Genomic DNA, 12,760 nt, shown 5'->3' on the forward strand with positions numbered 1-12,760 from the left:
CTAGCTAATTAAACAGCTACCACTTGAATTTTATCTTTTGGAAATTAAAACCAGCTGCATTCTTTTTGTAATAAAACCAGGGGCTAACTCATGACAACAATCGTAAGTGTTCGCCGTAATGGCCAGGTCGTAATTGGTGGTGATGGACAGGCGACGATGGGTAATACCGTCATGAAAGGCAATGTCCGCAAAGTTCGCCGCTTATACAATGACAAAGTCATTGCCGGATTTGCCGGTGGCACCGCAGATGCATTCACACTTTTTGAACTGTTTGAGCGTAAACTCGAACTGCACCAAGGCCATTTAACTAAAGCGGCCGTTGAGCTTGCAAAAGATTGGCGTACAGACCGTATGCTACGCAAGCTAGAAGCGTTGCTCGCTGTCGCAGATGAACACACCTCGCTTATCATTACGGGTAATGGTGACGTGGTACAACCTGAAAATGACTTAATTGCCATAGGTTCCGGTGGTCCATACGCGCAATCAGCAGCACGTGCACTGTTAGAAAATACAGACTTGAGCGCAAAAGAAATTGCCGAAAAAGCACTCGCCATTGCTGGCGACATCTGTATTTACACCAACCACAATGTCAACTTTGAAGAAATTTCTTCAAAATCATAAGGATTGCTAGCATGTCCGAAATGACTCCACGCGAAATTGTCAGCGAACTCGACAATCATATTATTGGCCAAAACAAAGCCAAACGCTCTGTAGCAATTGCTCTGCGTAACCGCTGGCGCCGTATGCAGTTAAATGAAGTGTTACGCCATGAAGTTACCCCAAAAAATATTCTGATGATTGGCCCAACAGGGGTAGGTAAAACTGAAATTGCTCGCCGCTTAGCAAAATTAGCGAATGCACCGTTTATCAAAGTTGAAGCGACAAAATTTACAGAAGTCGGTTATGTGGGTAAAGAAGTTGACTCTATTATTCGTGATTTGACTGATTCTGCCGTCAAAATGGTGCGTTTACAATCTATCGAAAAAAACCGCTATCGTGCAGAAGAAATGGCCGAAGAGCGTATTTTAGATGTGTTGATCCCACCTGCAAAAAACAATTGGGGTCAATCTGAACCCACTGATGAACAATCACCTGCGCGTCAAACATTCCGTAAAAAATTACGTGAAGGCCAGTTAGACGATAAAGAAATTGAGATTGAAGTTGCGGCCACCCCAATGGGGGTTGAGATCATGGCGCCTCCGGGCATGGAAGAAATGACTAACCAGTTACAATCCATGTTCCAAAATTTAGCGGGTCAAAAACAAAAGCCTCGTAAGATGAAAATCAAAGAGGCGTTTAAACTATTAGTGGAAGAAGAAGCCGCTAAATTAGTTAACCCAGAAGAGCTAAAAGAACAAGCTATTGAAGCCGTAGAGCAAAACGGTATCGTGTTTATCGATGAATTCGACAAAATCTGTAAACGTGGCGGTCAAAGCTCAGGTCCAGACGTATCCCGTGAAGGGGTTCAGCGTGACTTATTACCATTAATCGAAGGCTGTACCATTTCGACTAAGCACGGTATGGTAAAAACCGACCACATTCTCTTTATTGCATCAGGTGCATTCCAAGTATCTAGCCCATCAGATCTAATCCCTGAACTGCAAGGTCGTCTACCTATTCGCGTTGAACTGCAAGCACTGACCACTGAAGATTTTGTCCGCATTTTGACAGAACCAAATGCCTCCTTAACTGAGCAATATAAAGCGCTAATGGCAACTGAAGGCGTCAATATTGAATTTACAGCAGACGGTATCCGTAAAATTGCAGAATCAGCATGGCAAGTGAATGAGTCAACTGAAAACATTGGTGCTCGTCGTCTGCACACGGTACTTGAACGTTTAATGGAAGATATTTCTTTCGATGCAAGCGACCGTAATGGCCAAACTATCCAAATCGATGCTGAGTACGTCAAACAACACTTAGACGAACTGGTTGCTGACGAAGACCTGAGTAGATTTATTTTATAATCTTATTAATTATCAGGTTTTCATGTATCCTTAATATACATCGACTAAAGTGCAGCTTTTATCGCTGCACTTTTTTCTATGAAATATTAATCCTACTGCTTTGAAATTCAACAATATTTATCATTGCGATAGGCTAGTTAAATTTTTAAGAACACGACTTTAAATAATTCAGATTGTAGAAAACCAAAATAACATCAGCCCGATGTGACTAAAGTAGCTGGAATATAGCAAGTAACCTATACGAGTATGTGACTAAAGCAATAAAGTACAGCCAAGATCACTACAATTTGAAATATGACAAGTATGAACCTGTGAAGTAATTAAATGAACTCACCAAATACAATAAGCCGTAAACAAGCTTGGATTGAAAGCCTACGCCCCAAAACCCTCCCTCTCGGGGTGATTGCGATTGTCACAGGCTCCGCTCTAACCTATTTAACAGGCAACTTTAAATGGCCTGTGGCGCTTTTAGCCCTTATTACCGCTGGACTATTACAGATTTTATCTAACCTTGCCAATGATTATGGTGATGCTGTAAAAGGTTCTGATACCGAAGAGCGTATTGGCCCACTACGTGGTATGCAAAAAGGCGTTATCACGCAAGCTGACATGAAAAAAGCGTTAAAAATCAATATTACGGCGGCCTGTATTTCTGGGTTACTGTTAATTATTGTCGCGTGTGAAAAACCCGAAGATGCTATCGGTTTCGTAGCCCTAGGGTTAATTGCCATCGTTGCGGCCATTACCTACACTGTTGGTAAAAAACCCTATGGCTATTTAGGGCTGGGGGATATATCGGTACTCATCTTCTTTGGCTGGCTAAGCGTGATTGGGACTTACTACTTACAGGCAAATAGTTTCAATATCATCACCCTGTTACCCGCCACAGCTTGCGGGTTGCTATCAGTTGCCGTATTAAACATTAATAATATGCGTGATATCGAAAATGATATCAAAGCAGGTAAAAATACATTAGCTGTGCGTTTAGGGCCGCAGGGTGCACGCATTTACCACGCAATTATTATTATCGTTGCCATTTTATGTTTAGTGTTTTTCAACCTGATTTACTTACAAGGTTGGAGTGGCTGGCTATTCTTACTTGCGGTGCCAGTATTGATGAACCATTTACGCCGTGTTCTTAGCGACCCCACACCAGAAGGTATGCGCCCTTTACTTGAAAATATGGTAAAAGCGGCACTGATCACCAACGTGTTATTCTCTATTGGCGTGGTGATGAGCAAGTAATCATCATTATTTGCCTATTTTTTGACTTTTCCCGCCTATTTTTAGGCGGGTAACTTTGCCAAGTACTGTTCAAAAGGGATATACTGGCTACCTCTTGCAGCAAAAAAGACCTAAATCCTATGAATTATGATACTTCCGAACTCTGCGATATATACCAAGAAAGCGTTAATGTGGTAGAACCTCTTTTCTCCAACTTTGGTGGGCGTACTTCATTTGGCGGTCAAATCATTACAGTTAAGTGCTTTGAAGATAACGGCCTACTGTATGATTTGCTGGAAGAAGACGGTACCGGCCGTATTCTGCTAGTTGATGGCGGTGGCTCTGTCCGTAAAGCGCTTATTGACGCCGAAGTAGCAAGGCTTGCTGTTGACAACCATTGGGAAGGCATTGTGATTTATGGCGCGGTTCGCCAAGTCGATGCACTAATGGAACTTGACCTTGGCATCCAAGCTATTGCCGCTATGCCAGCAGGTTGCCCTGATGAGGGCATTGGTGAAAGTGATGTCCGCGTCAATTTTGGTGGCGTCACCTTCTTCTCTGGTGACTATCTGTATGCGGATAATACCGGCATTATTCTTTCTGAAGAGCCATTAACCTCGTCTGAGAACGACGGTTTTATCGAAGATGACAATATCGACGCATAATCCGTTAAAAATTCTAAAAATAAGGGCTGCAAATTATTGCAGCCCTTATTTTTATACTCTACAACGCAAGGTATGACGAAAGTTTCTCTAAATAATTCGTGTTGTAGGTAGGCGGCAAAGTCGATAAGACTCTAAGAGCATACATAAGTATGTGACTAGAGCAAAGAGATGAAGCCAACACCCTACAACGCAAGGTATGACGAAAGTTTCTCTAAATAATTCGTGTTGTAGGTAGGCGGCAAAGTCGATAAGACCCTAGGAGCATACATAAGTATGTGACTAGAGCAAAGAGATGAAGCCAACACCCTACAACGCAAGGTATGACGAAAGTTTCTCTAAATAATTCGTGTTATAGGCAGGCGGCAAAGTCGATAAGACCCTAGGAGCATACATAAGTATGTGACTAGGGCGAAGAGACGAAGCCAACACCCCTACAACGCGAAGTATGACGAAAGTTTCTCTAAATAATTCGTGTTGTAGGCAGGCGGCAAAGTCGATAAGACCCTAGGAGCATACATAAGTATGTGACTAGGGCGAAGAGACGAAGCCAACACCCCTACAACGCAAGGTATGACGAACGTTTCTCTAAATAATTCGTGTTGTAGGTAGGCGGCAAAGTCGATAAGACCCTAGGAGCATACATAAGTATGTGACTAGGGCGAAGAGACGAAGCCAACACCCCTACAACGCAAGGTATGACGAACGTTTCTCTAAATAATTCGTGTTGTAGGTAGGCGGCAAAGTCGATAAGACCCTAGGAGCATACATAAGTATGTGACTAGGGCGAAGAGACGAAGCCAACACCCCTACAACGCGAAGTATGACGAGAAATTACACTAAATAATTCGTGTTGTAGGTAGGCGGCAAAGTCGATAAGACCCTAGGAGCATACATAAGTATGTGACTAGGGCGAAGAGACGAAGCCAACACCCCTACAACGCAAGGTATGACGAACGTTTCTCTAAATAATTCGTGTTGTAGGTAGGCGGCAAAGTCGATAAGACCCTAGGAGCATACATAAGTATGTGACTAGGGCGAAGAGACGAAGCCAACACCCCTACAACGCAAGGTATGACGAACGTTTCTCTAAATAATTCGTGTTGTAGGTAGGCGGCAAAGTCGATAAGACCCTAGGAGCATACATAAGTATGTGACTAGGGCGAAGAGACGAAGCCAACACCCCTACAACGCGAAGTATGACGAGAAATTACACTTCTTCCATCTTCCCTAACAAAGTACGCAACCTTTCCTGCCATGCTTGCTGCTCTTGTTTGAGTTGTTCATTTTCTCTCACTAAAGACTCAGTACCTGACTTTGTCGTTTCTAGTTCTTGGCTTAGTGCACCATTTTTATCTTTTAATTCATCAATTTCCATTTGTAACAACGTGATTGTATCAATCGCTTGTTGAACTTTGGACTCGAGTTTCTCAAATACTTCAAATGACATTTGTTAGGTCTCCCTTATCTGCTTTTACACGATTGTAAGTAGCATGATCCCCTGTGTCCAGTTCCTTCCATCTGAATACTAATAACCATTGATAAAAAATACTGGTCAGATCACACCATAAAGGTCGAACTCGTCACTATTTTTGGTTGTTTTCTTTCGCTTTAGTGATGTAACACACATTTTTCAATTTCGATATTTCTCGTTTATGTTCTTTAACGATAAATTTACAGCTAATGATTTTCGATTAGAAAGTCTTAACTAAAAAAACATTACAATAATTTTCATTTTCGTAGGATAGAAACATATGAGCCAAATGACGACTACATCACTCACTGGTCAGTGTATCTCAGAGTTTTTAGGCACTGCACTGCTAGTATTTTTCGGTTTAGGCTGTGTTGCCGCAGTTAGGATTGCAGGGGCGCAACTTGGTCTCTGGGAAATCAGTATTATCTGGGGCTTCGGTGTTGCCTTAGCCGTTTATCTTACAGCGGGAACCTCAGGTGCTCACTTAAACCCTGCGGTGACCCTTGCACTATGGCTATTCGCTTGTTTTGATAAGCGCAAAGTGATCCCTTATATCATCGCACAAATGCTAGGTGGCTTCTTTGCAGCAGCATTAGTCTACTCTATGTATTCCCCCGTTTTTTTCGATTACGACCAAGTTCACCATATTATTAGGGGTACACAAGAAAGCTTATTTACCGCAGGGGTATTCTCTACCTACCCTGCACCACAAATCAGCGTTCCTCATGCCTTCTTCATTGAAGTGGTTATTGCTGCCATCTTAGTGTGTTTAATTATGGCGCTAACTGATGATGGTAATGGCGTACCTCGTGGCCCACTTGCTCCACTATTAATTGGTATTTTAATCGCAGTTATCGGCGGTTCATTTGGTGCACTAACAGGGTTCGCCCTCAACCCTGCTCGCGATTTTGGGCCGAAAGTTGTGGCTTATCTTGCAGGCTGGGGTGACATCGCGCTCACAGGTGGCCGTGATATACCGTATTTTCTTGTACCATTGACAGCACCTATTGTTGGTGGTCTGCTAGGGGCATTCGCCTATCGTAAACTTATTGGTCGCCACCTACCGTGCATGGTATGTGAAGAAGAGACCAAAACAGAAAAGTTATCCGTTAAAAACACCAAATCTTCGGAACAGGCTTAAATTATGACGACAGAAACCACTATTGCGAAAAAATATATTGTCGCACTTGACCAAGGCACAACCAGTTCACGAGCGGTTGTACTCGACCACGATGCAAATATTATTAGTATTTCACAACGTGAATTCACACAAATTTATCCTAAGCCAGGCTGGGTAGAACATGACCCTATGGAAATTTGGGCATCACAAAGTTCGACCTTAGTTGAAGTTCTTGCCAAAGCAGATATCCGAACTGATGAAGTCGCTGGGATTGGCATTACTAATCAACGAGAAACGACTATTGTCTGGGAGAAAGCAACAGGTAAGCCTGTTTATAATGCGATTGTATGGCAATGCCGCCGCACAGCTGACTTTTGTACTCATCTCAAACAAAATGACCGTGATCTAGAAGAATATATTCGCCAAAACACAGGCCTTGTCGTTGACCCTTACTTTTCCGGCACAAAAGTTAAATGGATTTTAGACAACGTAGAAGGGGCTCGTGAACGCGCAGAAAAAGGGGAATTACTGTTTGGAACCGTTGACACATGGCTAGTTTGGAAAATGACACAAGGCCGTGTCCACGTCACCGACTATACCAACGCATCCCGTACTATGATGTTTAATATCCGCAACCTAGAATGGGATGATAAAATTCTTAAAGCCCTAAATATTCCACGCGCCATGCTCCCAGAGGTTCGTCCATCATCAGAGGTTTATGGCCAAACCAATATTGGGGGGAAAGGTGGAACGCGTATCCCAATTTCAGGAATGGCGGGTGACCAACAGGCGGCGCTGTACGGCCAACTGTGCGTCAAGCCTGGCATGGCGAAAAATACCTATGGAACAGGCTGTTTCTTGCTGTTAAATACCGGAGAAACCGCGGTACGCTCTAATCACGGCTTACTAACGACCATAGGATGTGGTCCGAAAGGTGAAGTGAACTATGCACTTGAAGGTGCGGTTTTCGTCGGGGGCGCTTCCATTCAATGGCTACGCGACGAGCTAAAATTAATCGATGAAGCGACTGACTCCGAATATTTTGCCACTAAAGTGAAAGACAGTAATGGTGTCTATGTCGTTCCTGCTTTTACAGGGTTAGGAGCCCCTTATTGGGACCCTTATGCGCGAGGAGCAATTTTTGGCTTAACCCGTGGTGCTAACCGTAATCACATTATTCGCGCAACGCTAGAATCTATCGCCTACCAGACTCGTGACGTACTTGACGCAATGCAAGCAGACTCTGGCGAACGTTTAAAAGCACTACGTGTTGACGGTGGTGCTGTCGCCAATAACTTCCTAATGCAATTTCAAGCGGATATTCTCGGGACCCCTGTTGAACGCCCAGAAGTTCGTGAAAGTACAGCATTAGGTGCTGCTTATCTTGCAGGGTTAGCCGTTGGTTTCTGGAATGACCTTGATGAACTACAAAGCAAAGCGACTATTGAGCGTGTCTTTAAGCCTGGTATTGAAACGACAGAACGTAATTTCAAATATGAAGGGTGGAAAAAAGCAGTAGCACGAGCTCAAGAGTGGGAAGACCGTGGTTAATTATTGCCACTAACACTTTATTGTTTTTTAAGGCGGTGCTTCGGCACTGCCTTAAACGATTAACTGATATATTGTGTTTGCCAGTAAACTGAATAGTTTTTGAAAATAAACGAGGAAAATCAATTTATTGACTTTCGAATGGTGAGACAAGGCAGGGAAAACCAATTAGCTAATAAATAGAAAGCCAATAATCAGACTAATAATAAATTAGAAAGCCCATATGAGTTTATCTAAAATCACCTTGAACTACATGTATTATTACTTATTCTTTCAAGGAAAATGGGTATGGAACACCTCAAGAAACCTACAAATTATTTATATAAACTAACCACATCTACGCTTGTTTCAGAACAAATACAGCAAAAAAAACTACAGTTTGGCTATTATAAACAAAACAGCCGAGTAGCAATAATAAAAAACGATTCTGACTTAATTCGTGGATTAAAAGAAAACCCGCGCCAATCTACCACCAGCAAAGCTACTTTTACTTTTTTCAATTGGTTAATGAATTCGCCGCGTTTATCCGGTGGAAACAAGCCCAATTATGTACTGAGCACCGTTGAACAGTTTCAATTTTCAGGCTCTGAATTCCACCCCAGCCATAATTTATTTGTTGATAGTTCTAATTCACCAACTAAATGGCAAGAGGGGGATGCACGTGCCGCAGACCAAATCGCAGACCTCTTATTACCCAGTGGGCAATGGCACCGCCACTATGATACGGTCGTTGTTTCATCTAGCAGTAATGATAAACAAGTCGAGCTACTACGCCATTACCTCGAATTGACTGGCGGTAGCTTACTCATCATTGAAAATGACGATGTTCCCCCCTCTCCATCAATGAAAAAATTTATCAATGAGCTTTCATTAATTGATGTTAATGATAAAAACAGTGCAAAAACTGAAAAAGAAAATAATGCGCCACAAGGAATATTAGTTAGCACTTACCAAATTAAAGGTAAAAATGATATTGAAAAAAATACCCATATCATTTCCAATTTTTCGCAGCAGAACTCGGTAATTACCGAACAGACTTACCGAACTGGTTGGAATTATAGCGGGGAAATAACGTTTACCGATTCAGGTGACTGGACCTTATACCTAGATACTTCATTATTACAGGAGTGCGCGACATTAAGCATAGGCCCAAGAGACATTCATATTATACCTTCGAATGAACATCAGGCTATCTCCCTTGGGCATATAGATAAAAATGGCACAATAAATTTTAGCATTAAGACAATTACAGAAACATCACCACCTGAATTTGACTTATTATATCGTTCAGGGCAATCACCAATAGAGCGTATTCCAGAAAGTGCCTTTAGCTATATCCAATCTAAGACTGACATAGCCAAAACAAACAAAAATACACCATCATTTAACCCACATGGCTTCCAACAAGTGGTTTCCTTACCTCATTCAGCGATCAACTCAATACTGTTAACAGATGAAACCCTTCAACAATCAGAATATTTTTCAATTGTCCTTAGCAGTGAACATCAAAATATAATTCTAAAATTAGATGACATCGCATTAATATCACGGTCTTCTTGGCCTGAATTAGCCCAAGAAATTGAAAATAAGATCAACCATCAACTGAGTCTATTATCCCACCCATTAGTAAAAGTCAGCTATAAAAATAACCAAATAATAATTGTTGGAGAAGGTATTTGCATTTCCCAATTTCAATTAAAAAGAAACGTGCCTGTTCCCTATGTTGATGTTCCCAATACCGTTTATAAAAAAATAGAAGATAATGCAATTATTCAATCCATTAGCATTGATAAAGACCAAATTAATAACTGGACACACCTTTCACTAAAACTCACGGATAAAGATAGCCATATTACTGAGATTTATCGTGAAGAGTTTAAACTGACAGAAACCCAATTCACCTCCCCTGAACAATTTGCACAATACCTGCAAGACTATATCCACCAGCACATTGATGATAGTGACATTCGTGTCAACTGGAATAAAAAGACATATCAGTTAAATATTACTGATTTACAAAACCGGAAGCTCGACCTCCTCCAATTTGGTTATCAAGAACAAATCCTCCCTATTGTTATTGTTGAAAACCCAACATCATCATTAGACCCTTTCATCGTAGGTGCCGTCACAGGCGATCTCCCTACAGATGAAAACATTGTGGAGTATCAGTTAATTGAAAAACCACAATTTGGCGACGTTTTGCTAGATGAGAGAACCGGGAAATGGCAATACCAGCCAGATAATCACTTTAATCACCACGGAGTAGAGCAATTTGATTTTGTTGCCGTAATGAAAAATGGGGATATCTCTGCCCCAATATCCGTTCAATTACAAATGGAAGCCCCTCCACTGGTTTCCATCCCTGGGAAAAAAACCTTTACCATCCAAGACCCTATCTATAATGAGCCCAGCCCCAAAAAACACCCAAAACCCCATGACATGCAAGTACATAATATTCAACTCGCACAGACTCACCTGCAGGCACCAGATACCCCCTATTTCTGTTTATCCGCCAACCGTTGGGCATTGGTTAAAGTCGATGTGACTAGTCAATCTTCCGCGAAATCACCTGATTTTGTCGCGATAGTCAGCACAAAGGAGGGAAAAGAACTAGGCCGAGTAAGGTTAGTGGGCCCCGAAAGGCTACCGCAAACGTTATTACCAATTCCCATAAAAATGAGTGTTCCTGCTAATGATTTGCATCATCAAAGCTATACCGCCCCATTAAAAAGCGAGTGGGTACAACCGGAGGTTAGAATTCGCATTTTAGCCGATAATACCCCGATTCTTATGCCTTATACCGAGGAAAATGGTAATTTTCAATTAAACGTAAAACCCAATCACTCAATAACCTCACATATCCATACTACTAGCCTTTATCAACAAGGGCATGGCACTTACACCTACTCCCCCCTAAGTTGGGGGATAGAAGCCGCCGCTAGGCTACCAATCAAACACTTTACTCTCTATAGTTACCCAGCTGTTTCGCAGTCCCCAGCACTAAACCCTTATATTAATGGCTACCTTACCACCCGTATTCTGTCAAACCCTAAATATGATAACCCCAAAGTAATTCCGCAATTTACCGCTTCACAGATTCATTGGGCATACATGAATAGCTTCAAATTAGCAAAATTAACCTCATTCAATTTTGAATTTCATTACTCCGCTATCGAGCCTTTAATACCTGATGGTGCTTTTTTCTGGTTGTTGGGGATAGCTTCACCCAATTATGGCGGGGGATTGGCAGATTCGGGGATTTTATGGCATGAAATATATGGCCATGGCTTAGGCTTACCGCATACTAATAATAAAGAAGTATACCCATTTAAAGAGCATAGCAATGGGGTAAACATTGCCTATGACCAACAACAGCAACGGTATATTACCTATAAGCGGCTATCGGTTAACGGTGATGTTACTGAGGTCAAGCCAGCAATGTACCCCACCTCGTCTATGGAACTCTTAGCCAATAACGATGCTTTTCTTCCTCACTCTGATTATTTCGTAGCAAAAATCCAAGATTTTCTCATCCAAAAAGCTCATCAAAACAAGTACTCTAAACACTATATTCAGCGTGATACCCCAATATATTGGCTACATAGGCAATTTACGCGAATGGCGGATGGTACCCTTCATCCTTATAGTCGGCTGAATATCATCAAAACAATCGCTAGCACCATAAATACCCCTCATGATGAATTCATCACAAAATCTCTTGATGATGACTACTCGGACTATTCATTCAAAGTTACTTACGCAACGCACCACGGCTTACTCTCTGAAACAAAAGATATTTTTATATTTGATAACCAATTGAACTTAAAAATTGCTGACAAGGGGGAATTGGTTAAACTGGAAGTTAAAGAAGCGGGCAACAAAGATGCAGCAAAAATCATTTTTCAATATAAAAACCCTGAATCACTGGCAAATCGTTTGTTTTTTAACAGTAATGGGCAAACGCTACCAGAAAAATTACAGCTAGATAATTATTGGCGTGGCACTAAGCTGTTTTGGTCTGCAACCGAACATGATTTGGTTAATGCTAAGACGGGTCAGGTAAATTTATCGCGTATTGATAAACATAGTAAACTACGCGCTAGCTGGGTCGAAAACGGCCAATTACACCAACAGGATTTTTCATTAAGTGACCCATTTGGTGAGGATGAAATACAACTGGCCATACACGAATTTAAGCCGATTAACCACCTTGATATTCAAGTAGATAAACGTTTTATTTCTAATCGCCAACTTAATGTCCCCTCAGAAAGAAACTTACTATCTGATGTACATATTCATCAACTGGTTAACATTAAACAACTTGGCCTAACTAATAGCGAACATACATATTGGGTAACACTACAGCTTTATAATGAGCAGGGTAGAATTGAAGAATATACACCAAAAGAACGCTGGTATCTTTCTGTAGACCAAGACATATTGACTATCAACGGAACCATCGACAGTACCCCGGGCTTAGAATTAGTTGGAATCAAAGTGTATATCGACCAACACTTGCAGGATAACGTGGCACCTAGCTCAATTTGGCTCTACCAAAACAGCATAGACCAATTGGCAGAAAATACCGCGTTTGTAAATTATGACCGCCCAGTCAAATTTAACTCAATAGCAGAACAACCGGCGCTGCTATCAACAATTGATCAAAAGGATAACTTATCGCTTTTTCATGGAGCAATACTGCCACAACCTACGCAGATTGTTTCGCCTTTAATCGCCTAATCACCCAATAAACCTAACGACACTG

At 41.6% G+C, this 12,760-nt stretch carries 8 protein-coding genes; 7 read left to right on the forward strand and 1 reads right to left on the reverse strand.

The genetic code is table 11. From position 1 onward, the window contains the following. The first annotated feature begins 90 nt into the window (after window positions 1-90). The 4 genes from hslV (at window position 91) to rraA (ending at window position 3,856) form a co-directional block, all read left to right on the forward strand. Window positions 91-621: an ATP-dependent protease subunit HslV gene (gene hslV, locus ACIPUA_RS15050; RefSeq protein ID WP_004265304.1), complete on the forward strand. Its 531-nt coding sequence runs from the start codon at window positions 91-93 to the stop codon at window positions 619-621. Between the two features lie 11 nt (window positions 622-632). Beyond that, complete coding sequence (hslU, locus tag ACIPUA_RS15055) at window positions 633-1,967, forward strand: HslU--HslV peptidase ATPase subunit (RefSeq protein WP_042846673.1); 1,335 nt, start codon at window positions 633-635, stop codon at window positions 1,965-1,967. A gap of 324 nt (window positions 1,968-2,291) precedes the next feature. Further along, window positions 2,292-3,212: a 1,4-dihydroxy-2-naphthoate polyprenyltransferase gene (locus tag ACIPUA_RS15060; RefSeq protein WP_042846674.1), complete on the forward strand. Its 921-nt coding sequence runs from the start codon at window positions 2,292-2,294 to the stop codon at window positions 3,210-3,212. A gap of 119 nt (window positions 3,213-3,331) precedes the next feature. Next, window positions 3,332-3,856, forward strand: coding sequence for a ribonuclease E activity regulator RraA (rraA, locus tag ACIPUA_RS15065; RefSeq protein WP_042846675.1), 525 nt, complete (start codon window positions 3,332-3,334; stop codon window positions 3,854-3,856). Window positions 3,857-5,063: 1,207 nt separating this feature from the next. Here rraA and zapB read toward each other — a convergent pair. Further along, window positions 5,064-5,303 (reverse strand): cell division protein ZapB, encoded by a 240-nt coding sequence (zapB, locus tag ACIPUA_RS15070; protein WP_042846676.1) that lies wholly within the window; start codon window positions 5,301-5,303, stop codon window positions 5,064-5,066. A 304-nt stretch (window positions 5,304-5,607) separates the two neighbouring features. Between zapB and ACIPUA_RS15075 the strand changes: the two genes are divergently transcribed. From ACIPUA_RS15075 to ACIPUA_RS15085, 3 genes are all read left to right on the forward strand, one after another. Next, the gene (locus tag ACIPUA_RS15075) at window positions 5,608-6,468 is read left to right on the forward strand and encodes an MIP/aquaporin family protein (RefSeq protein WP_042846677.1); all 861 of its coding nucleotides are present in this window, start codon (window positions 5,608-5,610) and stop codon (window positions 6,466-6,468) included. Window positions 6,469-6,471: 3 nt separating this feature from the next. Next, complete coding sequence (gene glpK / locus ACIPUA_RS15080; protein ID WP_042846678.1) at window positions 6,472-7,998, forward strand: glycerol kinase GlpK; 1,527 nt, start codon at window positions 6,472-6,474, stop codon at window positions 7,996-7,998. A gap of 285 nt (window positions 7,999-8,283) precedes the next feature. Beyond that, window positions 8,284-12,735, forward strand: a complete 4,452-nt coding sequence (locus ACIPUA_RS15085; RefSeq protein WP_449059829.1) for a hypothetical protein — start codon at window positions 8,284-8,286, stop codon at window positions 12,733-12,735. The last annotated feature ends 25 nt before the right edge of the window (window positions 12,736-12,760 follow it).

Source organism: Providencia sp. AGC89, from assembly GCF_053543535.1.

Coding starts and splice junctions, on each gene's coding strand:
- rraA (WP_042846675.1), top strand. CDS start 3,332: ATGAATTATGATACTTCCGAACTCTGCGATATATACCAAGAAAGCGTT.
- ACIPUA_RS15075 (WP_042846677.1), top strand. CDS start 5,608: ATGAGCCAAATGACGACTACATCACTCACTGGTCAGTGTATCTCAGAG.
- glpK (WP_042846678.1), top strand. CDS start 6,472: ATGACGACAGAAACCACTATTGCGAAAAAATATATTGTCGCACTTGAC.
- ACIPUA_RS15085 (WP_449059829.1), top strand. CDS start 8,284: ATGGAACACCTCAAGAAACCTACAAATTATTTATATAAACTAACCACA.
- hslV (WP_004265304.1), top strand. CDS start 91: ATGACAACAATCGTAAGTGTTCGCCGTAATGGCCAGGTCGTAATTGGT.
- ACIPUA_RS15060 (WP_042846674.1), top strand. CDS start 2,292: ATGAACTCACCAAATACAATAAGCCGTAAACAAGCTTGGATTGAAAGC.
- hslU (WP_042846673.1), top strand. CDS start 633: ATGTCCGAAATGACTCCACGCGAAATTGTCAGCGAACTCGACAATCAT.
- zapB (WP_042846676.1), bottom strand. CDS start 5,303: ATGTCATTTGAAGTATTTGAGAAACTCGAGTCCAAAGTTCAACAAGCG.